23 protein-coding genes are annotated in these 22,977 nt (G+C 73.3%); 13 read left to right on the top strand and 10 right to left on the bottom strand.

Features of this window, described 5'->3' with window-relative positions:
• The first annotated feature begins 67 nt into the window (after positions 1-67).
• Entirely contained in the window at positions 68-1,246 is a 1,179-nt protein-coding gene (locus tag AB0881_RS25020; RefSeq protein WP_366620422.1) for a histidine kinase, read from the top strand.
• The gene (locus AB0881_RS25015; RefSeq protein WP_366620420.1) at positions 1,243-1,929 is read left to right on the top strand and encodes a response regulator transcription factor; all 687 of its coding nucleotides are present in this window, start codon (positions 1,243-1,245) and stop codon (positions 1,927-1,929) included. Before AB0881_RS25020 ends, AB0881_RS25015 begins: the two co-directional genes overlap by 4 nt.
• A 37-nt stretch (positions 1,930-1,966) precedes the next feature.
• Here AB0881_RS25015 and AB0881_RS25010 read toward each other — a convergent pair whose 3' ends face one another.
• Positions 1,967-2,860, bottom strand: a complete 894-nt coding sequence (locus tag AB0881_RS25010; RefSeq protein WP_366620418.1) for a TIGR03620 family F420-dependent LLM class oxidoreductase — start codon at positions 2,858-2,860, stop codon at positions 1,967-1,969.
• Between the two features lie 89 nt (positions 2,861-2,949).
• Between AB0881_RS25010 and AB0881_RS25005 the strand changes: the two genes are divergently transcribed.
• Both AB0881_RS25005 and AB0881_RS25000 read left to right on the top strand, forming a co-directional pair.
• Positions 2,950-3,633 carry a helix-turn-helix domain-containing protein gene (locus AB0881_RS25005; protein ID WP_366620416.1) on the top strand — a complete coding sequence of 228 codons (684 nt, stop codon included), beginning with the start codon at positions 2,950-2,952 and terminating at the stop codon, positions 3,631-3,633.
• Between the two features lie 32 nt (positions 3,634-3,665).
• Positions 3,666-4,253 (top strand): DUF4291 domain-containing protein, encoded by a 588-nt coding sequence (locus tag AB0881_RS25000; protein ID WP_366620414.1) that lies wholly within the window; start codon positions 3,666-3,668, stop codon positions 4,251-4,253.
• A 111-nt stretch (positions 4,254-4,364) separates the two neighbouring features.
• Here AB0881_RS25000 and AB0881_RS24995 read toward each other — a convergent pair whose 3' ends face one another.
• Positions 4,365-5,003 (bottom strand): nucleoside triphosphate pyrophosphohydrolase, encoded by a 639-nt coding sequence (locus AB0881_RS24995; RefSeq protein ID WP_366620412.1) that lies wholly within the window; start codon positions 5,001-5,003, stop codon positions 4,365-4,367.
• A gap of 63 nt (positions 5,004-5,066) precedes the next feature.
• Between AB0881_RS24995 and AB0881_RS24990 the strand changes: the two genes are divergently transcribed.
• Positions 5,067-6,440: an MFS transporter gene (locus tag AB0881_RS24990; protein ID WP_366620410.1), complete on the top strand. Its 1,374-nt coding sequence runs from the start codon at positions 5,067-5,069 to the stop codon at positions 6,438-6,440.
• A 16-nt stretch (positions 6,441-6,456) separates the two neighbouring features.
• Here AB0881_RS24990 and AB0881_RS24985 read toward each other — a convergent pair whose 3' ends face one another.
• The 4 genes from AB0881_RS24985 to AB0881_RS24970 all read right to left on the bottom strand — a co-directional run bounded on the left by AB0881_RS24985 (position 6,457) and on the right by AB0881_RS24970 (position 10,857).
• Positions 6,457-7,362 carry a hypothetical protein gene (locus AB0881_RS24985; protein WP_366620408.1) on the bottom strand — a complete coding sequence of 302 codons (906 nt, stop codon included), beginning with the start codon at positions 7,360-7,362 and terminating at the stop codon, positions 6,457-6,459.
• A gap of 191 nt (positions 7,363-7,553) precedes the next feature.
• Positions 7,554-8,837 carry a citrate synthase gene (locus tag AB0881_RS24980; protein WP_366620406.1) on the bottom strand — a complete coding sequence of 428 codons (1,284 nt, stop codon included), beginning with the start codon at positions 8,835-8,837 and terminating at the stop codon, positions 7,554-7,556.
• A 152-nt stretch (positions 8,838-8,989) separates the two neighbouring features.
• Positions 8,990-9,886: a serine/threonine-protein kinase gene (locus AB0881_RS24975; protein ID WP_366620449.1), complete on the bottom strand. Its 897-nt coding sequence runs from the start codon at positions 9,884-9,886 to the stop codon at positions 8,990-8,992.
• Positions 9,887-9,936: 50 nt separating this feature from the next.
• Positions 9,937-10,857 (bottom strand): aldo/keto reductase, encoded by a 921-nt coding sequence (locus AB0881_RS24970; protein ID WP_366620404.1) that lies wholly within the window; start codon positions 10,855-10,857, stop codon positions 9,937-9,939.
• A gap of 105 nt (positions 10,858-10,962) precedes the next feature.
• Here AB0881_RS24970 and AB0881_RS24965 point away from each other — a divergent pair, with 105 nt between their 5' ends.
• Both AB0881_RS24965 and AB0881_RS24960 read left to right on the top strand, forming a co-directional pair.
• Entirely contained in the window at positions 10,963-11,730 is a 768-nt protein-coding gene (locus AB0881_RS24965; RefSeq protein WP_366620402.1) for a hypothetical protein, read from the top strand.
• A 129-nt stretch (positions 11,731-11,859) separates the two neighbouring features.
• The gene (locus AB0881_RS24960; RefSeq protein WP_366620400.1) at positions 11,860-12,720 is read left to right on the top strand and encodes a CPBP family intramembrane glutamic endopeptidase; all 861 of its coding nucleotides are present in this window, start codon (positions 11,860-11,862) and stop codon (positions 12,718-12,720) included.
• A 129-nt stretch (positions 12,721-12,849) separates the two neighbouring features.
• Here AB0881_RS24960 and AB0881_RS24955 read toward each other — a convergent pair whose 3' ends face one another.
• Positions 12,850-13,947 carry a hypothetical protein gene (locus tag AB0881_RS24955; protein ID WP_366620398.1) on the bottom strand — a complete coding sequence of 366 codons (1,098 nt, stop codon included), beginning with the start codon at positions 13,945-13,947 and terminating at the stop codon, positions 12,850-12,852.
• Positions 13,948-14,298: 351 nt separating this feature from the next.
• Between AB0881_RS24955 and AB0881_RS24950 the strand changes: the two genes are divergently transcribed.
• From AB0881_RS24950 to AB0881_RS24935, 4 genes are all read left to right on the top strand, one after another.
• Complete coding sequence (locus tag AB0881_RS24950; protein WP_366620396.1) at positions 14,299-15,096, top strand: DUF4184 family protein; 798 nt, start codon at positions 14,299-14,301, stop codon at positions 15,094-15,096.
• A gap of 335 nt (positions 15,097-15,431) precedes the next feature.
• On the top strand, positions 15,432-16,334 hold the full coding sequence (locus tag AB0881_RS24945) for a class II glutamine amidotransferase (RefSeq protein WP_366620394.1): 903 nt from the start codon (positions 15,432-15,434) through the stop codon (positions 16,332-16,334).
• Positions 16,335-16,454: 120 nt separating this feature from the next.
• Positions 16,455-17,024 carry a DinB family protein gene (locus AB0881_RS24940; RefSeq protein ID WP_366620392.1) on the top strand — a complete coding sequence of 190 codons (570 nt, stop codon included), beginning with the start codon at positions 16,455-16,457 and terminating at the stop codon, positions 17,022-17,024.
• A gap of 337 nt (positions 17,025-17,361) precedes the next feature.
• Entirely contained in the window at positions 17,362-17,574 is a 213-nt protein-coding gene (locus AB0881_RS24935) for a helix-turn-helix domain-containing protein (RefSeq protein ID WP_366620391.1), read from the top strand.
• Positions 17,575-17,610: 36 nt separating this feature from the next.
• On the opposite strand, the gene AB0881_RS24930 is transcribed toward AB0881_RS24935, so the two are convergent.
• The gene (locus AB0881_RS24930) at positions 17,611-18,774 is read right to left on the bottom strand and encodes a DUF2786 domain-containing protein (RefSeq protein WP_366620389.1); all 1,164 of its coding nucleotides are present in this window, start codon (positions 18,772-18,774) and stop codon (positions 17,611-17,613) included.
• A 75-nt stretch (positions 18,775-18,849) separates the two neighbouring features.
• Positions 18,850-19,113, bottom strand: a complete 264-nt coding sequence (locus tag AB0881_RS24925) for a hypothetical protein (RefSeq protein ID WP_366620387.1) — start codon at positions 19,111-19,113, stop codon at positions 18,850-18,852.
• Positions 19,114-19,340: 227 nt separating this feature from the next.
• On the opposite strand from AB0881_RS24925, the gene AB0881_RS24920 reads away from it, so the two are divergent.
• A complete protein-coding gene (locus AB0881_RS24920) occupies positions 19,341-20,864 on the top strand; it encodes a long-chain-fatty-acid--CoA ligase (RefSeq protein ID WP_366620385.1) in 1,524 nt (507 codons plus the stop codon).
• A 35-nt stretch (positions 20,865-20,899) separates the two neighbouring features.
• On the opposite strand, the gene AB0881_RS24915 is transcribed toward AB0881_RS24920, so the two are convergent.
• Positions 20,900-21,997 carry a winged helix DNA-binding domain-containing protein gene (locus tag AB0881_RS24915; protein WP_366620383.1) on the bottom strand — a complete coding sequence of 366 codons (1,098 nt, stop codon included), beginning with the start codon at positions 21,995-21,997 and terminating at the stop codon, positions 20,900-20,902.
• Positions 21,998-22,416: 419 nt separating this feature from the next.
• Between AB0881_RS24915 and AB0881_RS24910 the strand changes: the two genes are divergently transcribed.
• The gene (locus AB0881_RS24910; RefSeq protein WP_366620381.1) at positions 22,417-22,803 is read left to right on the top strand and encodes a hypothetical protein; all 387 of its coding nucleotides are present in this window, start codon (positions 22,417-22,419) and stop codon (positions 22,801-22,803) included.
• Positions 22,804-22,977: the final 174 nt, after the last annotated feature.

The following is a 22,977-nucleotide window of genomic DNA, read 5'->3' as shown; positions in this document are numbered from 1 at the left end:
TCTCCTACCCGGGTATGACGGCCCCCGGCGGGAGGCGGACCGGCGGCGGCACCGCTACCGTCGACGGGTGCACGACCCGGAACCGCATTCAGTCCTGGTCCGGCGGCTCAGCGGGCGCCGGCTGGCGATCCTCGACGCGGCCGCCGCCGGGCTCTACACGATGGTGATGTCGGCGCAGCTGAGCCTGCACGGGGGCGGCCCGGCCGAGGCCCTGGTGCTGGCGCTGACCGGGCCGCCGCTGGCCTTCCGGCGGCGGTGGCCGCGCGCCGTCTGCGCCCTCGTCATCGCGATGTCGGCGGCCGCCCTCGCCCTCGGCATGCCCAGCGACGCGTTCGTGGCGGCCGCGTACGCCCTGTACCCGGTCGCGCTCACCCGCCCCCGCAGCCGCTGGATCCCCACGTCGCTGATCGGCACCGTGAGCGGGATCGTGCTGGTCCTGAGCCCGATAGCCGGACCGCGCGACGCCTGGCAGCATCCCGGCGCCGGGGCGGCGTTCGGGCTGGCGCTCCTGGGCGGCTCCTGGACGCTCGGCCGTGCCATGCGCGAGCGCCGCGAGCACGCCGCGGCGGCGGCGCGGCGGCTGGCCGACCGCGCGGTCACCGACGAGCGGCTGCGCATCGCCCGCGAACTGCACGACGTGGTCGCGCACAGCATGAGCCTGATCGCGGTCAAGGCCGGCGTCGCCGTCCACGTCGCCGAGGCCCGCCCCCAGGAGGCACTGGACGCGCTGCACGTCATCGAGGACACCAGCCGCGGCGCGCTCACCGAGATGCGCCGCCTCCTGGGCGTCCTGCGCGAGAACGGGGAGGGCGGCGGCGCCGCGGGCGGCGGGGAGGCCGACCTCGTCCCCGTCCCCGGCATCGCCGGCCTGGCCGAGCTGGCGGACCGCGCCGCCCTCGCCGGCGTCCGGGTCGACCTGGACGTCCGGGTGGGGGAGCTGCCCGAGGGCCTCGCGCTCGCCGTGCACCGGATCGTCCAGGAGTCGCTGACCAACATCGTCAAGCACGCGGCACCCGCGGCCGCCCGCGTCGTGGTCGTCCAGGACGACCGCGAGGTGCGCGTCGAGGTGACCGACGACGGGCCCGGCGTCCGGGTGCTGCCCGGCGGCGCCGGCCCGGCCGGCCACGGGCTGATCGGCATGCGCGAACGCGCGATGATGTACGGCGGAGAACTCACCGCCGGGCCCCGCCGCGAGGGCGGCTTCGCGGTGTCCGCCCGCCTGCCGTACGACCGAGGTACCCAGTGACCGACCCCTCCCGCGACCCCGTCCGGGTCCTGCTCGCCGACGATCAGGCGCTGCTGCGCGGCAGCCTGCGCGTCCTGTTCGAGACCAGCCCCGGCTTCGCGGTCGCGGGCGAGGCCGGCGACGGCGCCGAGGCCGTCGAGCTGGCCGCCCGCACCGCGCCCGACGTGATCCTGATGGACGTCCGGATGCCCGAGATGGACGGCATCGAGGCCACCCGCCGGGTCTGCGCCGCCGACCCCGGCGTCCGGGTGCTCATCCTGACCACGTTCGACCTGGACGCCTACGTGTACGCGGCGCTGCGGGCCGGCGCCAGCGGCTTCCTGCTGAAGGACACCGTCCCGGCCGACCTGCTGGCCGCCGTCCGGGTGGTCGCCGCCGGCGAGGCGCTGCTGGCGCCGACCGTCACCCGCCGCCTCATCGCCGAGTTCGCCGGCCGGCCCGAGACCGCGCACAGCCCGTCCCGGGGACTCGACGGCGTCACCGGCCGGGAGCGCGAGGTCCTCGCGCTCGTCGCCCGTGGCCTGTCCAACACCGAGCTGGCCGAGCACCTGCACCTCAGCGTCGCGACCGTGAAGACCCACATCGGCAGCCTGCTCGCCAAGCTGCACGCCCGCGACCGCGCGCAGCTGGTCATGGTCGCGTACGAGACCGGCCTGGTCCGCCCCCGGACGCCCGGCCCCTAGGCGGGCCCCAGCGGGTCTCTTTGGGTCTCAGCGGGCTTCAGCAGGCGAGGAGCGCGGGTGCCAGGCGTTCCAGCTGGTCGGCCGACGTTCGCAGGTCCGGGGCGAGGACGTTCACGCACACATGGTCGGCGCCGGCGTCCAGATGCTCCCGCATCCGCCCGGCGATGGCCTTCTCGTCGCCCCACGCGAACCGCAGGTCGATGAGCGCGTCGCTCTTGAGGTCGCCGTCGCCGTACCCGAGGCCGCGCAGCGCCCGGTCGTACGGGGAGTCGGGCAGGTCCAGCATCCCGGAACCGCGGACGACGCCGCGCGCCGCGTCCGGGTCGGTCTCCGGGATCGCGAGCTGCATGACGATCAGCAGCCTGTCCGGGCCGAGGATCTCGCGGGCGCGGCGGGTGTGCTCGACCGGCATCGCCGCCGGCAGCGCGCCGTCGGCCCGGTCGCGGGCCAGCTCCAGCATCTTCGGCCCGAGCGCGCCCAGCAGCCGCGGGAACGGCACGGGCGGCCGCGGCGCCATGCCGGCCGACTCGTCCATCCGGTCCAGGTAGTCGCGCATCTTCTGGAGCGGGCGCTCCCAGCGCAGCCCCGCCTGCTCGACGAGGCCGCCCATGCTCACGCCGGTGCCCAGCGCGAGCCGCCCCGGATGGGCGTCGGCGAGCACCGCCGCGCCGCCCTGCATGGCCGCCGGATGGCGGGCCCACACGTTGGCGACCGCGGACCCCACCACGATCCGTTCGGTGGCCGCCAGCAGGACGCCCATCTGCGCGAACGACTCGCGGCCGCCGATCGCCTCGTTGATCCAGACCGACCCGTAGCCGGCGTTCTCCACCCGCCGGACGGCCTCGCGCCACTCCGCGGCCGGCGCGACCGGGACCATCAGCCCGGCCCCGACCGGGCCGCCCAGCCTGCGCCTGGTCTCTTCCACCACCATCGTCGCTCCCTCGCTAGAATCGGAACGCTTGCCCCGCTTCCGGACGATACCGGAACGCGCGCCCCGTTTGTCAACGAGAAGGGATCCCGGTGGCCGACCATCTGCGCGCCGACGCCCGGCGCAACCGCGAGCGCGTCCTGGCGGCGGCCCAGGAGGCGTTCGCGGAGGCGGGCCTGCTGGTGCCCCTGGACGAGATCGCCCGCCGCGCCGGCGTCGGCGCGGGGACGGTCTACCGCCACTTCGCCACCAAGGAGGCCCTGTTCCAGGAGGTCGTGGCGGACCGCATCCGGCACATCATCACGGAGGCGCGCTCGCGTTCCGCCGACGCCGATGCGGGCCGGGCCTTCTACGGATTCTTCGCCTGGGTCGTGGAGCGCGCCTCGTTCAACCACGCGGTCTGCGACGCGCTGGAGATGGAGGACGGGATCGGCGCGTTCCGCGACCGCTGCGTCGAGGCCGACTTCAACGATGCGTTCGCCGTCCTGCTGCGCCGGGCCCAGGACGCCGGGGCGGTGCGCGCCGATGTCGACTTCGACGACGTCCGCACGCTCATGGCGGGCTGCGTGGGCATGGAGCGCCGCCGCCGCGTCCCCGGCCGGATGGCCGCCCTCGCCTGCGACGCCCTCCGCCCTTCCGTAACGGAACCCGAGCAACGTAACGAAACTTGCGAGATATGTAACGCGCCGCTGAAGCCCGCCACGACCGGCCGCCCCGCCCGCTACTGCGGCTCCGCCTGCCGCCAGAAGGCCCACCGCCGCCGGAAAACCGGTTGAACCCCGGCGCGCTCCCCGCCAGGGTGAGCCCGATGCGAACCATCCGCGCCGACTACGACCGCCGTTCGATCACGGTCTACCAGGCGTTCCGGCCGGAGATCGGCAGGCCCGCCGTCGAGCACGGCCGCTTCGTCCCGCCGTTCTCCCGCGGCCGCATGACCTGGATCAAGCCCTCGTTCCTGTGGCTCATGGCCCGCAGCGACTGGGCCCGCAAGCCCGGCCAGGAGATGGTCCTCGCCGTGCGGATCACCCGTACCGGCTGGGAGGAGGCCCTCGCCGAGGCCGTCCCCACCGACCCCGACCGCCGCCTGTTCGCCTCCAGCGACGAGTGGCGCGCCGCGTTCGCGAAGTCCCGCGTCCACGTCCAGTGGGACCCCGAACGCTCCCTGCGCGGCCGGAAGCTGGAGGAGCGCAGCATCCAGATCGGCCTGAGCCGCCACATCATCGACCGCTACGTCGACGAGTGGATCCTGGAGATCGAGGACCGCACACCCGCGGTCCGCAAGATCCACCGCCTCCTCCAGGAAGGCAGGATCGCGCAGGCCAGACGCCTCCTGCCTCCCGAACGCCCGTACCCCCTGCCAGCACCCTTGGCCGCCCACCTCGCCACCACGCCATGACGGACGACGCCCAGGTCTCGCACCCGCGCTCGGTGTGCTGGGGCGTTCCGTACGGGTGGGGAGGGCGGGCCGGTCGGTCGGTGCCCGTACCCGGGTGTGGACGCGCCCGTCCTAGTGGTCGGCCGGGGCGGGAGGTTCGGGCGGGGGGAGGGTGAGGACCGTTCGCTGGGTGAAGGCGCCCCGGGTGGCCGCCTTCGCGGCGCGCTGGGCCTCCAGGTCCTCGGGGGTGAGGCCGTGGAGGGCGGCCAGGGCGTGGAGGACCTCCAGGATGTCGGCCAGTTCGGACGGGTTGCCTGACGCGACGTACTCGCCGGCCTCCTCGTACAGCTTGGTCCGCAGGAGGGCGGCGTATTCGGAGCGGCCGGCGACGCGGGTCGCGGGCTCCCGGCCGGTGGAGCGGATGATGTCCGGTATGCGGTCGCGGACGAGCTTCTCGCCGGCCACGGGGGCGCGGCGGTCCAGGGCCTGGATCCATTTCACGGCGACCGCCGCCGTCTGGACGAGTTCGGCGCGCAGAAGCGAGGGATCGGATTCGGCCAGGGCCTCGAAGAACTCTTCGGCGAGGATGTGCCGCCAGGTGAGTTCTCCGCGTTCGGCGGCCGCGGCGCAGTCGCCCTTGGCCGCCTCGGCTTGAGCGGTGTGCTCGGGACCGGTGCCGTCCGGGAACTCCTGCACGCCCCACAGGCGGTCCTGGGCCCTGCGTTCGGCGGCGACGTCGTCCAGGACGCGTGCCAGGGATTCGTTGTCCACGGGGACGACGGTAGTCATGGTCCTGGTCTTTCGCCGTGCGGGTGTAACAGGTTCTAATAGCGCATGGTCACCGCCTCCCTTCCCCGCTCGGTGCGCGTCGGTTACGGTCTCGGCTCGTTCTGCTCCGGAACGTTCGGCACCGTTCCAGGGCTGCTGCTCCTCTACTACATGACGAACTCCCTCGGCGTGCCCGCCGGCCTGGCGGGGCTGGCGGTGTTCCTGCCCAAGGCGTGGGACATCGTGATCAACCCGTACGTGGGGCGGCTGTCGGACCGCACGGTGTCGCGGTACGGACCCCGGCGGCCGTGGCTGCTGGCGGGCGCGCTCCTGCTGCCGCCGGCGTTCGCGCTGACGTTCGCGGGCAGCCCGGTACGGGGCGGGGCGGCGGCGCTGTACGTCGGCCTGTGCTTCTTCCTCGCGGCGACGGCGTACGCGCTGTTCGAGGTGCCCTACAAGGCGATGCCCGCGGAGATGACCGACGACTACCACGAGCAGTCGTCGCTGCTGACGTGGCGGATGGGCTTCCTCGGCCTGGCGATCCTCCTTTCCGGCGGGCTGGCCCCCGCGCTGGTCAACATGGAGGGCGGCGAACCGTCGTTCGCGGGATACCGGATGATGGCGCTGGTCATCGGGGCGGTGCTGCTGGTGGCGATGGCGGCCACGTTCTTGGGCACGGCGCGGGCGCCCCGCATCGAACGGGCCGTCCCCGAGCACGGCACCATCCGGGAGCAGCTCGCCGCCGCGCGCGGGAACCGCCCGTTCATGCTGCTGCTGGCGATCGGCGCGACGCAGATGTTCGCCGTGGGGATCATGCTGGCCGGCTCGCCCTATTTCGCCTCCTACATCGTCGGGGACACGGGTGCGATCACGACGCTGTTCCTCGCGCTGATCGGGCCGATGCTGGTGCTGATGCCCGCCTGGGTCCGGGTGTCGCGCAAGTTCGACAAGCGCGCGAGCATGGTCGCGGCGAGCCTGCTGTTCCTGGTCGCCGGGGCGGGGCTGGCGCTGACCCCGTCGCTCGGGGCGGGATACGCCCACTTCTGCGTCATGATGATGGGCATCGGGTACGCGGGCCTGCAGCTCCTCCAGTTCTCGATGCTGGCCGACACCCTGGTCTACGACGAGCTGAACTCGGGCAGGCGGCGCGCGGGAACGTTCACCGGGCTCTGGACGGGTGTCGAGACCTTCCTGATGGCGCTGGGCGCCCTGGTCCTGGGCTGGGTGCTGGACCTGGCGGGCTTCGTCTCGTCGGAGCCGGACGAGCCGGTCACCCAGCCCGACGGCGCGATCGACGCCATCCTCTACGGCGGCGCCCTGATCCCCGCCGCGCTGATGGGCATCGCCATCGCCTTCACCCTGAAGTACGACCTGACCGCCGAGCGCCTGAACGCCCTGCGCGCCTCCCGCGCCGAAGCGGTCACCCCCGAGCCCCTCTGATCCCGCCGTGGCGCCGCTAGTCGTCCGCGCCGCAGCTGAGGAGGTCGTAGAGGACGGGCGGGAGCTCGTCCCACAGCCACTCGTTCAGGGTGCCGGGGAAGTCCTCGGGAGGGCCCACGCGGATCAGCCGCGGGGAGAACGGGGTGAGGCGCACGACGACCGGGTCGTCCGTCCACGCGGGGGAGCCGCTGCCCCAGAAGGCGGCGAAGTCGGCGCCGGTGAGCGGCAGGTCGCGGGCGAACGTGCGGGGACCGGCCCGCCGGCCCAGGTGCAGCAGGTGCTGCGCCGTCGTGCGGATGACGTTGAGCGCCGCCAGGTCGTGCGGGCACGCGATCCCCGCCATCTGCAGCTCGGGCAGGCCGAAGCGGGTCAGGCCGCGCGTGGTGAACCCGACGCAGGCGCAGCCGTCGATGTCGTCCTCGGAGGCCTTGCAGCGGCCGCCGTCGCGGTCGTTCTGGAGCCAGGCGCCGAGCCAGCCGTCCGCCAGCCGGAAGCGGGTATCCGCGCAGGAGCGGGCCGGCAGGATCTGCCCGGTGTCGGCGTCGACCGGGACGGCGTCGAGGTGCTCGGCGATCGCCCCTGCCACGGCCCGGGCCAGCTGGTGCGCGAACGGGCGGTCGCCGGACGCCGCCACGGCCTGGACGCCGATGTGGTGCGTGGCGGCGAGCGCCCGCTCCGCGAGGCCGGGGTCATCGTCGTCGGTGACGCGGGTGGCGTGGCCGATGTTCCACGGCGAGTAGGCCGCGGGATAGGAGGCGATCCGCAGCCGCGGCGTGCCGAGCCGTTCCACCGCCGCGGTGGCGAACGGCGCGGGGAGCCGGCGGAGGGCGGCCTGCGGTGGATCGCCGGGGGCGCGTTCGGCGGCGACGACGAAGCACGAGGTGGTCTGCTCGGGAACGGTGAAGCGGATGGACTCGGACACGGGACGCCTCCTCGGGCCGTTGCCGGACGACTGCGATCCAGCCTGGTCCGGGCCCGTGACCCGCGGAAGTGGAACCCGATTCTGTGGATAACCCGGCCGCCCGCGCCCGTGCGGAACGGCCAGGGCCGGGCGACGGTCTCGTGACCATCGCCCGGCCCTCCGGAACGCGTGCCCTGCCTATGGGGCGCCGCTCAGCGCGAGCCCAGGTCGACGTAGTGCCGCTCGCCGGGGCCCACGTAGACCTGCCGCGGGCGGCCGATCTTGGTGGCGGGGTCGTTCATCATCTCGCGCCACTGGGCGATCCACCCGGGCAGCCGGCCCAGGGCGAACAGCACGGTGAAGGCGTTGGTGGGGAAGCCCATCGCCTTGTAGATGACGCCGGTGTAGAAGTCGACGTTCGGGTAGAGCTTGCGCTCGATGAAGTAGTCGTCGTTGAGGGCGACGTCCTCCAGCTGCATCGCCAGGTCGAGCAGCGGGTCGGGCTTGCCGAGCGTCTCCAGCACGCTGCGGGTGGCCTTCTTGACCACCGCGGCGCGCGGGTCGTAGTTGCGGTAGACGCGGTGGCCGAAGCCCATCAGCTTGACGCCGGGCTCCTTGCGCTTGACCCGCTCCACGAACGACTTGATGTCGCCGCCGTTCTCGTGGATCTCCTCGAGCATCTCCAGCACGGCCTGGTTGGCGCCGCCGTGCAGCGGGCCGAACAGCGCGTCCACGCCCGCCGAGATGGAGGAGAACAGGTTGGCGTGGCTGGAGCCCACGAGCCGCACGGTCGACGTCGAGCAGTTCTGCTCGTGGTCGGCGTGCAGGATGAACAGCATGTCGAGGATCCGCACGATCTCGGGGTCGACCTCGTACGGCTGGGTCGGCAGCCCGAACGTCATCCGCAGGAAGTTCTCGACGTACCCGAGGGAGTTGTCCGGGTAAAGCAGCGGCTGCCCGATCGAGGTCTTGTACGCGTACGCCGCGATCGTGGGCAGCTTGGCGATGAGCCGGATGCTGGACCGGTCGACCTGCTCGGCGTCGAACGGGTCCAGGCTGTCCTGGTAGAAGGTCGACAGGGCGCTGACGGCCGACGACAGCACCGCCATCGGGTGGGCGCGCCGCGGGAACGCCGAGAAGAACGCCCGGAACTTCTCGTCCAGCAGCGTGTGGTTGCGCACGCTGTCGGTGAACGACCAGAGCTGCTCCGCGGTGGGGAGCTCGCCGTAGATCAGCAGATAGGCGACCTCCAGGAAGGATGACTTCTCCGCCAGCTCGTCGATCGGGTATCCGCGGTAGCGGAGGATCCCCGCGTCACCGTCGATGTAGGTGATCTCCGATGTGGTGGACGCGGTGTTGGTGAAGCCCGTGTCGAGGGTGACCTGGCCGGTCTCTTTCATGAGGCTTCCGATGCGGAGCCCCGATGGGCCCTCGGTCGCCTGAGTCACCTCGAGTGGCAGTCGCCCGCCCGCGTGGTTGAGCTCGAAATCGGACATACTCTCTCTCGCTCCCAACTCCGTCCACACCTGCGTAGACGTTCCGTTCCTCATCGTATCCACGCGATCATGCGGCTTGATCCCCGGCCTGCCTGCAGTTGACGGCGGAGTTGACGGGGAGCGGCGCGGGACGGCCCGGCCGCCGGGCCTTCCTAGGGCGCCGGCAGGATGGCGGTGACCTGGGTCACCGTCTCCTGGTTCTCGCCGATGAGGGACGCCACGTCCGTAGGCAGCCACTCCTCGCCGTAGTGCGCGTCCAGCAGCGTCGACAGCGCCGTCAGCACCTGGTCGGGAGAGGGACGGTCCACCGCCTCCTTGGAGAGGCAGCGGGTGACGAGCCCGCGCATGGGGTCCGGCAGCCCGGACAGGTCGGGCTCGCCGTACACGATCCGCCCCCGCACCTTGCGGTCCGCTCCGAACGGCGCCGCGCCGACCGCCGCGTACACGAGCGTCGCCCCCAGGGAGAAGACGTCGCTCTGGGGCGTGATGCCCTCGCCGAGCGCCTGCTCGGGCGACATGTAGGCGGGCGTGCCGAGGATCTGCGAGCGCGACAGTGGCACGGCGTCCAGCGGGCGGGCGATGCCGAAGTCGATGACCCGCGGCCCGTCGGCGGCCAGCAGGACGTTCGACGGCTTCAGGTCCCGGTGGACGATCCCCGCCCGGTGGATCGCGATGAGCGCCTCGGCCAGGCCGGCCCCGAGCCGGCACGCGGCCTGCTCCGGGAGCGGGCCGCGCTCGGTCACCGCGGCGGAGAGGCTGACGCCGTTGATGTACTGCGTGGCCAGCCACGGGTTCGCCGCGTCCGGGTCGGCGTCCACCACCGGCGCCGTGTAGAAGCCGCTGACCGACTGCGCCGACGCGACCTCCCGGCGGAACCGCTCCCGCCAGTGGGGGTCGCCCACCAGCTCCGACCTGATCACCTTGACGGCCACCAGCCGGCGGCTCGGCGAGCTGGCCAGGAAGACCTGCCCCATGCCGCCCTCGCCCAGTTTGGCGGCCACCCGGTAAGGCCCGATGGTCTGGGGGGCGTCAGGGGGCAGAGGCTGCATGGGCACCGATTCCGATCATGACGGGTGAGCCGTTCCATGCTCCCACGACGTCACGTCCAGGGAAGAGCGGCACGTTGCTCCCAGTAGCGCTCGGGCGGAACCGCCAAGGAGCCGAGCGCACCTTCTTCTAGGACGACGTCCAGCGCCGCCAGGTTGGACCGCAACTGCGCGGTGCTGACCGCCCCGATAAGAACGGTGTCCGCCCAGGGCTGCCGCAGCGCGGACGCCAGAGCGACCGCGTCCGTGCCCACCCCTTGGTCGTCCGCGATCCGCCGCACGGGCCCAGGCGCCTGAACGGCGAGCCTGCCGTTGGCGAGGGCCTCCTTCACCAGAACATGGATCCCGGCCCCATGTGCTTCGCTCAGGGCCGCCCCCACGGATGGCTCCAGAACGTTCCAGGTGGACTGGACCGTACTGAACAGCCGCCGTCCCTCCACCTCCAGTTCCAGGGCCTTCTTGACGGTCTCGCCCTGCCGCGGCCCCGACGTGGAGAACCCGAGCCGCACCCCGTCGGCCGCCGCCTCCGCGAGCGCCGCCTGCAGCGCCCTGTCCACGAACAGCGGGCTGTCCACCGTCAGCGAATGCACCTGGTACACATCGGGCCTCAGGAACCGCCGCGTCTCCGCGTACTGCTCGCGGAACCGGCGCAGGCTGTGCTCCTTGACCTCGTGCACCTCGGCGTCCATCCGCCAGCCGCCGACGTACGCGTACCCCCACTTGCTGGACACGGTGACGTCCCGGTGCCCGCGGTCGGCCAGCCAGCCGCCCAGGAACTCCTCGGACCTCCCGTACGAGCGCGCCGCGTCCACCCAGCGCACCCCTGCCGCGTACGCGGCGTCCAGGACGCTCCACGTCGCCTTCCGGAGGTCCTCCACCCCGCGCCGCGCCGGCAGCTCCTCCGCCCGGCCGACGTTGATGTACGCCGGCCGGCCCAGCGCGGCCAGCCCCATCCCCAGACGTCCCACTCTCATCCCTTCACTCTCGCACGCCGGGTTATCCACAGAATCTCGTTCCACTGTCCCCGCCACGCCGCGTCGGCGACGCTTGCAGTCCGTGACCGATCGAAGGAGAGGCCGATGCGTACCACGAACCCCCGCGCCGACCTGGGCTTCCGCCAGCTGGCCGGAATCCTCGGGCTCGCCCCCTGGCAGCTGCGGCTGGCCCTCGAACACGGCCTCGTCCCCGCCCCGGACGCCGACGGCCGCTGGCCGGCCGGCACTCCCGAACGATGCCCCGGCGGGGCGCAGATCATCGAGGCCTTCGGCGAGGAGCCGCCGATCGGCGCGGGCAAGGCCGCGGCCCGGCTCGCGCTGCGACTCGCCCTCGACGTCGAGCGCGCCGACATCGAGGTGCTCGTCGCCCGCGGCGACCTCACCGTCGCCGGACGCTACCGGCGGCACCCGATCTACCTGCTCCGCGACCTGGACGCGCTCGACGCCGGCGTCGTCCGCGACGTCGTCGCCACCCGCAAGGGCCCGCTCCTCGACAGCGTGGACGCCAAGGGCGCCGCGCTCGTCCTGGGCTGGCCGAAGGGCCTCTTCGACGACATCGCCGCCGAGCGCTCCCTGCCCGCCGACCAGCTCGGCCGCTACCACCTGGCCGACGTCCGCGCGCTGGCGGCCGACGGCGCCCTCGCCGAACGCGCCCGCGCCGACCTGCGCCACCGCGCCCTGGCCCGCGCCCGCCGCGACGAGGAACGTCACGAGGACGCCCTGCGCAACTGGATGCTGCGCTGTACCGCCTACCTGGACCGCGCCGCCGACGACCCGCCCGACCCGGCCGCCGCGGGCCGGACCCTGCGAGCGCTCAGGACCGCCCGCGCCGCTCCCCTTGACCACCCGTGACCCCGCGGAGCCGCCCGCCGGCGGCGCGCGGCCGCCTCAGGGGCGAGGGCCTGTACTCCGAAGGGACGACGCAATGATCGGACTCCCGGACGACCGTTCGGGGCCGGGGCCGTCGGGACGATATCGATCATGACCGGAATACGGAACGGGCGGGCGCTGCCCGGGGCGCCGCTGGCGGGCGCGGGCGCCGCGGTGTTCGTCCTCGCCTACGCCTGGCTGCTGCTGAACGGTGAGACGGAGATCGCGAAGTCGGCGGATCCGGGCGCCGCCGGGTCCTCGCTGTGGGCGGTCGCGCTGCCGCCGCTGGCCGCGATCCTGCTGGCCCGCGCGGTGCCGCCGAAGGACGAACCGCCGCTGCCGCTGGCCGAGTCGCCACGGGACCGGCTGCGCAAGGAGACCGGGGCGCTGCTGGCGTCGGCGATCGTCGTCGCCTGCCTGCTGCCGTTCTCCGGAGACGCGTATCCGCTGGTCAAGGTGGTCGTTCTCCTGCTGGCCCCGCTCATCGCGTTCAAAATCATCAGAGGTGGCGGCGGCAAGGCGCGGGTGATCCCCGCGCCCGCCGCCTGGGTCGCGCCTCTGCCCGCGGTGGCGGCGTGGTTCGTTCTCTCGCAGGTCTGGCCGTTCGCGGTGCCGCTCACGCAGGAGCTCCCCGACCCGATCACCCTGGTCGTGGCCTCTCTGATCACCTTGCTGACCGCGAGCGTGCTCGAAGAGGTCTTCTACCGGGCGTGGCTGCAGACCAGGCTCGAGGCGCTGTACGGCCGGTGGCCGGCGATCATGGTCTCGTCGCTGCTGTTCGCGCTGATGCACTCCGACCGGCTGGACGCCGCGGCCCCGCTGACCGGCCTGGCCGCCATCGTCGCCGCGCAAGGACTGTTCGGCCTGATGCTCGGCTACCTCTGGTCCCGCTACCGCAACATCTGGGTGATCATCTTCATTCATGTCACCACCAATCTGATCCTGGTGCCGATGCTGGTCGAACGGCTCTGAGCGCGGCCCTGAGCGCGGCTCTTGAGTGTGGTACTGAGCGCGGCACTCGACGCGCACGATCGATTCGTGTGAGGCGACGGAACGCGGCGCCCATGGGAAGGCCCCGCCCGAATGCGCGGGTGCGGGCGGTCAGCGGCGCTTGGAGCGGGACTTGCGGGTGGGGGGTGCCTCCGGTGTCGGGACGATGGTCGCGTGAAGGCGGTCGCGGGCCTCCGTGCGGGACATCGCGGGCAGGCGCTGGGGCAGGACGTCCGCCAGGGCCGGCGGGGCGTCCGGCAGGCCCTCCTCGTCCACCGCGACGCGATCGCCCGGCCAGTCGCCCAGCAGCACGGCGTTGAACTGGCCGGGGTGGCGGGCCAGCAGCCGCTCGATCCGGGCGGCCTCCTGGCCGCAGTCGGCGACCAGGAGGAGGCGGCGGCGCGAGCGCGCGGCCGCCGTGTCGCGGCGCATGGCGAGCTCGGTCTCCAGGTAGGCGAGTGCGGCGTCGAGGTTGCCGGGGATGAACAGGCCCGCGCCGGTGTCGTCGAGCAGGTCGTCCTCGGCCAGCCCGAACAGCGCGCCCGCGTCGGGCCGGGGGACCACGGCGAGCGCGGTGTCGGCGCAGCCCTCCAGCGCGGCCAGGGCGAGCACGCGCGCCGAGGCCGTGGCGCCCGGGCCGGTGAAGGCCAGCAGCGGCGCGGCGAACGGATCGATCGCGGGCCGGTACGTGGGCGGCGCCGGCGGCTCGCCCGGCGGCGGGCCGGGGACGAGGAACGGCGGACCGGCCACGGCGTAGAGGCGGTGGCGCATCGGGTAGCCGATGGCGACGGCCGCCGGCAGCAGCAGGCCGAGCAGCAGCAGCGGCGGGAGCGAGCCCGTCGCCGCGGACTCCCGCGCGAGGTCGCTGGACGGGACGGCCGTCGGAGGGGCCGGGGCCGGACTGAACGTGGCGGGCGGGCTCGACGCGACCGGGCTGGGGGAGGGCAGCTCGCGGGTCTCGCGCGGGACGGCGGGCCGGGTCGGCGGGGACTTGCGGCTGGGGTGCCGTTCCCGGGGGCGCAGCTCCAGCCCGGAACGGCGGTCCTTGTAGTACATCGCCCGCCATGCCTCCCTGCACTTGCGCCACATGTGGCCGTCGCCGGTGCGGATGGCCAGCCGGCAGTCGGCGGGGAGGGTGCGGCGCGGCCGCGGTTCGTCGGCCTGGACGGGGAGGGCCATGGCGAACGAGGCGGCGCCGGCCATGGCCATACAACCCAGCAGTCCGCACGCGCAGCGGACGGCTCCACTCGGGGAGCCGGTGCGGCCGAGGTCTGCCAGCAAGCGCTTCATTGTCGCCCCGGGGGGTAGCGGGTGGTCGGCGTCAGGTAGCCGATCATAGTCAGTCCGGCTACGGAGCGTTGACATTTGGTCACAGTTCTTCGTCTTCCCGTACATGCCCCGCGACCAAGCGGCCAAATGCGACGAGCCGCCCGCGCGGAGCGGGCCGGCCCTCCCCGGGGCCGTTTCGACCTTCGCGGAGCGGTGCGCGATCCTGTCCTCCCAACCGCTCCAGGCCGCGCCCGCGACGATCGGCGGCCGCGACAGGAAAGGCGGGGCCGGGTGCCCTTCACTCTCAGCCATCCCGCCGCCGTGATCCCGCTCGCCCGCGGCCGCATGGTGCCCTCGGCGCTCGTCGCGGGCTCGATGGCGCCGGACGTGCCGTACTTCTTCGGGATGGGGGACCTCCGGGGCGCCACCCATGACCCGGTGGGCGTCGTGACCGTCGACCTCGTGCTGGGCATCGGGCTGTTCGCGGCGTTCCACCTGTTCTGGAAGCGGCCGCTGGCCGCCCTCGCGCCCGAACGGGCGCGGCGGCTGCTCGGCGGCCCGCTGCGCGGCCCGCACCGCTCGGCGCTGGTCTGGGTGCCGCCGTCGGTGCTCGCCGGGACGGTGACGCACGTGGTCTGGGACGCGTTCACGCACCGGTATCACGGGTTCGCCGACCTCATGCCCTGGCTGGTGACGACCTCGTTCGCGGGCATGGAGCTCTACCGGTGGCTGCAGTACGGCAGCGGCGTGGGCGGCCTCGCGATCGTCGCCTGGTGGCTCCGCCGGTGGGCGCGCCGGGCGACCGCCGACCCCGAGCCGCCGGCGGGCCTGCCGGTACGGGCCGCGCTCGCGGTGGGCGGCGCGCTGCTGGCCTGTGCGGCCGCGGGCGGCGTGCTCGGGGCGGTGTTCCTGTTCAACCAGCCGGATCTGCCGCGCACCTCGCACATGACCCTGGCCAGCGGGGTCATCGGGACGATCTGCGGCGGGGTCGTCGCGCTGAGCTTGTACGGCGCGGCGTTCACGCTGCGGGAACGCCGCCGGGGAGTGCCCGCCGCCGTGCCGGGGCGGCGGGAGGGCGAGCCGACGTAGGGGGCGCCGGTCCCGCCTTCTCGTTCTCGTACGGAATAAAAGAAATCGTCTATCCGGGACAAGGAATTCGTTCCGGTTCGCCCTCTTTGGGTACAGGGGTGTCGCTCCGTCCACCCGCCCCCGGGCGGACGGCACGTCACGACGGCCGACACCGGACGTCGGCGAAAAGCGCCGGACAGCCGGGCAATGCGCACGGTAAAATCATGGTCACCCGCAGTCATGTTCCGCGGTGCCGTGTCGTGGCATGCCCACAGTCGCTCATTCTCTGCGGCCGCGACCGGCGATCTCCGCTGTCACCGCTCTTTCGCGCCAGGGCGGACACGCACGACCAACAAATGAAAGGTAACGGCATGTGCCGATTGTTCGGTATGAGCACCGGCGGTCCCCGGGTCCGGGCCTCGCACTGGTTGATGGACGCGCCCGAATGCCTGCGGGCGCAGAGCCACCGGATGCCGCACGGCGCGGGGCTGGGCTGGTTCTCGCTCGGTGCGGAGCCGGTGCGCGACCGGGCCCCGCTCGCCGCGTTCGAGAGCCCCGACTTCGCCCTCCACGCGCGCAACGTCGTGTCGCACACGTTCGTGTCCCATATCCGTGACGCCTCCGTGGGCGGCCTGACGGTGCACAACTGCCACCCGTTCGTCATGAACGACCGGCTGTTCGCCCACAACGGCGTGGTCAAGGGCCTTCCGACGCTCGGTTCCTGGCTGACGGAGCTCGACCGCGCCCACGTGGCGGGCGAGACCGACTCCGAGCTGGTGTTCGCCTACATCACCGCCGAGATCCGCCGCGCCGGCGACACCACCGAGGGGCTCGTCCGGGCCGTCGCCCGGATCGGCGCCGAGCTGCCGGTGTTCTCGTTGAACCTCCTCATCGCCGAGGCGGGGCGCCTGTGGGCCTTGCGCTACCCCGACTCCAACGAGCTGTGGGTGCTGTCCCCCCGGCACGGCGGCCGGAGCGGGCCGGAGGCCGGCGAGGCGTCCGAGCACGTCCCCGCGGTCGTCGTGGCGAGCGAGCCGATGGACGGCCATCCCGGCTGGCGCCTCATGGACCCGGGCGAGCTCCTGATCGTGGACGGGCTGGAGGAGACGTCGGCGCACCCGTTCGAGCCGCCGCGCCACCGGCTGAGCCGGGCCGACCTGTCGCTGCGCGAGGCGGCCTCGCAGGGCGTGGTCGTCGCCCCGCCGTCCGCCGAGGCCATCCCCGCCCCGGGCGACGCGGCGGTGATCACCGACCTCTGAACGGCCCGCACGGCGCCCGGAGGCTCCCGACCTTCCCGGAGCCTCCGGGCGCCGTCCGGATCCGCGGCCCGGCGGCAAATTCGCTGGCCGGGACCTCCCGGCCGCTGAGAGGGTCGCCGGATGACCGCAACCCGTGCAGACCTCCTGATCCGGCAGCTCGACATCGCCTGGGCCCTGTTCGAATACCACCTCGCCGACATCGACGACGACGCCTGTCTCTGGGAGCCCGCGCCGGACTGCTGGACCGTCCGTGAGGACGGCCGGGGCCGCTGGATCGCCGACTGGGCCGACACCGAGCCGGACCCCGTCCCCGCCGTCACCATCGCCTGGGTGACCTGGCACATCGACTTCTGGTGGACGACCACGCTCGGCCACTGCTTCGGGTCCGGCGCCCCCGCCCGCGAGGAGATCACCTGGCCCGGCGGCATCGCGGCCGCGACCGGACGGCTCCGCGCCCTGAACGACGAGTGGCGCACCCGGCTCCGCGAACTCACCGACGCCGACCTCGACTCGGCCGATCGGACCGCCGGCCTGCCCTGGGGGCGGGACATGACCCTCGGCGACGTCGCGGCCTGGCTCAACGTCGAACTCACCAAGAACGTCGCCGAGATCGGACTCCTCCACAATCTCCACAAGCTCCACAACGTCCACGACCTCCGCGCCACCGGCGGCAACGCCCCGTCCGCATGACCCCCGGCCCCGGGTGGCCGCGTGTGGTCGGTTTGGTGGGTGAGGTGCGGATTTGGGCTCTTCTTGACAACCCCGATCGTTCCTAGAACGTCTGGTTCTTCGGGGAAGGAGAGGTACATCGGGGGACGGGGGATTTGGCGGATGTCTACCTGTGGGTACGCCTGGTAACGACACGCCGTTCGCCGTGGAAAAGACCACCAGTGGCCGGTCTTGTGTCGTTTCGCGCGGCATCGGGGGCGGATTATTGGGGATTGTGTACGTTGGGTAGATCAACAGTGCCGTGAGCTGCGGGGACGATCGTTCCGTCCCGGCTCACGCGTCGATTGAGGAGGTAACCGTGGCCCGCACTCTGGCGAGAGGCACCCGTGTCACCGGTGCCGAGCGCACCCGGCTGGCGGCGGAGCTCGCCCCTCGGTACGCGGCAGGAGAGAGCATCCGTGACCTGGCCGCCGAGACCGGCCGGTCCTACGGATTCATCTACAACGTTCTCAAGGAGGCGGGGATCCCGTTGCGCGGTCGCGGTGGCAACACCCGCCGCAAGAAGGACTGAGGCGGCGTCCCCCCAAGGCTCCCTGGGGGGACGCGGTCAGCGGCCGGACACCTCGGAGCGGGCGTTCAGGCTGGCCAGGTCGGCGGCCGCGCGTCCGGCCGCCCAGCCCTCGTGGTTGGAGACCGTACGGGCCCGGCCGCGGGACAGGTTCGGGAACAGCGCCGTGACGGCGTCGTCGACGGCCCGGTCGCGGGCGGCCAGGACCGGGACGAGGTCGCGGCCGCCGGACTCGGACTCCGATTCCGAGGCGGCGCGTCCGGCCGCCTCGCGGAGCCGCTCGCCGATGCGGGAGGCGTAGGCGTTCAGGAACGCGTGGCGGAACGAGCGGGTGCGGGAGCGGCCCGCGGCGTCGCGGCGGGGACCGGCGTTGACCATCGCCGTGGTCGCCTGGACCAGCAGCGAGGTGAAGAGCAGTTCGACCGCCGCGAGATCGGCGGGGAATCCCAGGACGGTGGAGAAGCCGAGTTCGCGGTGCCAGATCGCGCGGCAGCGGTTGGCGTCGGCGACGACGGTGAGCAGGGCGGCCTTGGGGCCGTCGTACGGGGTGTCGACGGCCAGGCGGCGGCCGGCGGGTTCGGAGACCGTGCCGAGGTCGGCGTCCAGCAGCGCGTGGTCGATGCTGTGCCGGGCCATCAGCTCCTGCGCCCGGGCGCTGAGCGCCTCGGCCTCTTCGGGGAACTCGGTGGACTCGGCCTTGGCGAGCAGGGCGCGGACCTTGCCGAGCATCCGCTGGTCGATCTCGGCGGGCGGGGTGTCCGGGACGGCCGCGCCGGGCGGCGGGCCGATCGTCGCGAGCCGGGGGAGGGCCAGGAGGAGGTCCAGGAGCTCGCTCGCGCAGGCCGCGAGGGCGTCCGGACCGGCCTCCTCGGCATCGCACCAGGCGGCCGTGTAGTCGCCGTCCCACCAGATCCGGGCATCGAGGGCGGTGAGCTGCTCGCGCCACTGGGGGCCCAGGGTCGCGTACCCGCGCGTCTCGGCCGCGATGGCGTCGACGACGAGCCGCTCGTGCCGCGGGGAGAGCCTGCGGGCGGTGTGCCGGACGAGGTCGGCGGGCTGCCAGCCGCGGCCCCAGGCGACCGTGACGGCCCGCTGGAGCCGCGCCACGAGGAGCCGGTCATGGGCCGGCGGCTCCTCGGGCGGGTTCTCGGGGGGTGCCGCGTCGCGGGTCTTCCGGTTCCACCATCGGGTCGCCCCCACCACCGTTCCCGCTCCCTTCCGCGCCGCGTGCCCATCGGCATCCTGCCACGCAGCGCACGGTGGTGGTGACCCGGTTCGTCAGGCGTCCCCGTGCAGTTCCTCGACGACGACGCTCTGGAAGTCGCGGGAGGTGTCGGGGACGTAGGTCAGCCGGGCCAGCGCCCGGCCGTCCCGGTCGCGGATCTCGAAGTGGTAGCCGCCCGCCGCGGCCTCGCCGATGTGCGCGACGGCCTGGTCGTGGCGCAGCCGGCACATCGTGTCCACCTTCTCGAGCGCGACCTTCAGGCTGCCGGCGTCGCTGATGAGGCGGGCGGGTTCGCTCGTCTCCCAGATCTCGAACATGGGTCGCGTCCTGTCGGCGATAGGGGGTGGGGTCGCGGGGCTTTCAGGTGTGCAGGAAAGCTTGCGACGCTTTTGTGGATCTTTCAATCGACGGAGGTATCGGATTGATCACTATTCGGAGTCGGGCACGTCCGTACGGTGATGGGCGCACGGCTCCTCTTACGGGACGCGCAGGTCGGCGGCTAGGGTTACCTGCCGTTACCGAATGTGATTCGGAGGAGGCGGAGTTGGACTACCGGGTGGTGTCGATCGTCCGTGACCACGCCCGCGAGCGCCCCGGGGCGCCCGCCGTGACCGGGGACGGCCGGACGGTGACGTACGCCGAACTGCACGACCGCTCCAGCCGGGCGGCCCGGGCGCTGCTGGCCGCGGGGCTCGGCCCGGGCTCGCGCGCCGGGTACGTGGGCAAGAACGCCCCCGAGTTCTTCGACCTCCTCTTCGGCGCCGCGAAGATCGGCGCGGTGGCGACCCCGGTCAACTGGCGGCTGACGCCCGGCGAGATCGCCGCGATCGTCGCCGACGCCGAGGCGCCGCTGACCGTGGTGGACGCCGAGTTCGCCGACCTGGCCGCCGTCCTGCCCGGCGAGGTCGTCGTGACCGGCGAGCCGTACGAGAACTGGCTGGCGGCCCACGCCCCGGACGACCCCGGCTACACCGGCCGGCCGGACGACATAGTGGTGCAGCTCTACACGTCCGGGACGACCGGGACGCCGAAGGGCGTCCAGCTCAGCAACACCAACTTCGCCATCGGCGAGCGGATGGCGCCGCGCTGGCGGCTGGACGGGTCGGCGGTGAGCCTGGTCCCGATGCCGCTGTTCCACATCGGCGGGACCGGCTGGGCGCTGGCCGGGCTGTACGCGGGGTGCCGGCAGGTGCTGGTGCGCGACATCGACCCGGCCGCGCTGGTGGACACGTTCGAGCGCGAGCGGATCACCAACGCGTTCATCGTCCCGGCGGTGCTGCAGTTCATGTGCCAGGTGCCGGGCGCGGCGGAGCGCGACTTCTCGGCGCTGCGGGCGATCACGTACGGCGCGTCGCCGATCACCTCCGAGGTGCTGCGCCGCGCGCTGGAGACGTTCCGGGCGCCGCTGTTCCAGCTGTACGGGATGACGGAGACGACCGGGGCGATCGTGCAGCTGGAGCCCGAGGACCACGACCCGGCGGGCCCGCGCCGCCATCTGATGCGCTCGGCGGGGCGGCCGTACGACTGGGTGGAGATCAGGATCGCCGATCCGGCGACGGGGGCCGAGCGGGCGCCGGGGGAGACGGGCGAGGTGCTGATCCGGTCCTCGCAGACCACGCCCGGCTACTGGAAGCGGCCCGCCGAGACGGAGCGGCTGCTGGCCGGGGACGGCTGGATCCGCACGGGCGACGCGGGGCACGTCGACGCCGAGGGCTACCTGTTCCTCACCGACCGGATCAAGGACATGATCGTCACCGGGGCGGAGAACGTGTACCCGATCGAGGTCGAGGAGGTGCTGGCCGGCCATCCGGGCATCGCCGACGTGGCCGTGATCGGCGTTCCGGACGAGCGGTGGGGCGAGACCGTGAAGGCGGTCGTGGTCCTCGCCGAGGGCGCGTCGCTGAGCGCGGACGAGGTCCTCTCCTACGCGCGGGAGCGGCTCGCGGGCTTCAAGCGGCCGCGCTCGGTGGACTTCGTCGAGGCGCTGCCGCGCAACCCGAGCGGCAAGATCCTCAAGAAGGACCTGCGCGCGCCGTACTGGGAGGGCCTCGGCCGCACCATCGCCTGAGCCGCGCCCGCCCGCGCCCGTCCGGGCCGGGCCCGTCAGGGCTCGGAGACCACCTGGAGGTCGGACGCCTCCGGCTCGGCGAACGCGACGAGCGACTCGGCCTCGGCCGCCAGCTCCTCCAGCGCGCCGCGCGGCAGCGGCTCGAACGGGCGCAGGCGCAGCGTCGCGGTCTTCCGCTTGCGCTCCAGCTCCCACGTGCCGCGGGCGAAGCCGTCCCAGAGGAACGTGGCGCGCACGCGCAGGTTCTTGGTCGTGAGGCCGGGCCGGTGCGCCTCGGAGATGACGCGCGTGCGGTCCGCGTGGGCCAGCACGAGGTTGTCGAACTCGGGCAGGAACCGCGCGGGCGCCGGCGTGTCCGCGTCCGGCCTGGGGGCGTCCGGGAGGTCGAACAGCTCGCGGCCCCGCTCGCCGGTGAACGCGCGCAGCCGCGGCCGCAGGCGCTCCAGGACCTCGCCGAGGGCGGGCAGCCCGGACCAGGCCTGCGCGTCGGCGGCGGAGGCGGGGCCGAAGGCCGCCAGATAGCGCAGGACGAGCTCGTCCACCGCGGGGGTGTCCGAGGGCGCCTCGCCCAGCCGGCTCTCCGCCAGGGCGAACCGGGCGCTGCGCGGGAAGCCCCAGCGGTCCGCGGTGGGCACCATGATCAGGGGCAGGCACATCCGGACGGCGAAGCCGAGCGCGCGCTCGTTCACGTCCGGGAACTCGGCCTGGAGGAGCGCGCGCGTCTCGTTGAACGTGCGCGGCGACTCCTCCAGCAGGCGCCGGGCCACCGGGAGGACGGCGTCCCGGTCCATGCCCTCGGCGCGCGCGCCCAGCACCTTCAGTCCCGCGTCCAGTACGGGCTGGATCGCCGTACGGAACGAGAGGTAGTCGGCGGCCGTCATGAGATGGAGCGTTCCGCGCATCATCGTCGCCCGGACGACGGCGCCGCCGTCCAGGGCCGCGCGGAGGTCCGCGGCGGCGAACCCGCCGAGCCGCGTCCAGAGCCCCAGGAACGGCGGCCGCGGCTCCTGCGCCTGCATCCCGCAGAGGCGGCCGACCGCCTCTGTGACGGAGATCTCCTCGCGCGCGAGGAGCATCTGGCGGGCCAGCGTCGCCCGGTTCAGGGCCCGGAGGGTGAGGGTGTCGGTCGTCACGGCCACACAGTAGAGGAGCCGTCCGCGCGGCCGCCCGCGAGAGGCGCCGTCACCGAACGCAAGCGCCCGCGATCACTTCGTGATCGGCTTCGGGCCGTTCCGTAGCGGCCGCCGTACGGTCCGTGGCCGTGCACCCGTACCCGAATGAAGTTCTGGAAAAACTTGGCGGCCGGCTCACGGCTCCGGGGAGGTGCTGTGAGGGCGCTCCGGCGGGGCCGCCGTCCGCGCCGGTCAGGGGCTTGCGGAGGGTGCGGGAACGCCCTGGCGTCAGTGCTTCCACACGTGTCCCGCAAGGCTCGAATGAGACACTTTTCGTTATCCTGCACGTGCATCGGCCCTTGCACATGCACGACATACCTAGCAGGATTGCTCCCGGACCCCCGCACGTGAACTCCCCGGAGATCGCGATGAACGCACACTTGAGTGACAGCGACCGACAGGCGCTGCGGCTTGCCCACGACCTGCGCGAGGAGCTGCGGCAGACACTGCCGCAGCAGGTCTCCGCACCGTCGGTCTCGCCGTTCGTCGATCCCTCGGGGCGGCCCGCCGTCCTGATGAAGATGGACGAGGAGACCGCGCGCGCCGTGATGGCGGTGCTGGAGGAGCGGCGCGGCCGGCAGGCCCAGCAGTTCCCCGAACCGCGGCGCGCCGACGGTACCCACGTACCACCGCCCCCGGACACCGCGATGGCGGTGCCGCCCCAGCGGCACCCCTCGGTTCCGGTGACGGCGACGGGCTTCCCCGCGGCGCCGATGCCCGCGGCCGGCGGCCCCGGCCTGCTCCCCACCGCCTTCCCGCTGCGCTGACGCGATCTCCCGGCCCCGCGCGGGCCGGGCACCGCGCCTCAGCCGGGCGGGCGGCCGAACGCCTCGACGGTGATGCCCCTCGCCTCGGCGAGCGGCGGCGCGAGATCTCGCGGCCGGCCGGGGGAGACCGGGACGGCGACGCCGGCCCGATCGTGATCTCCAGCGCGACACCGG

The sequence above is a fragment of the Spirillospora sp. NPDC029432 genome (assembly GCF_040703975.1).
Lineage (GTDB): Bacteria > Actinomycetota > Actinomycetes > Streptosporangiales > Streptosporangiaceae > Spirillospora.
The sequence above is the reverse complement of the archived record's forward strand: the minus strand, read 5'-3'. Positions and strand labels throughout refer to the sequence as shown.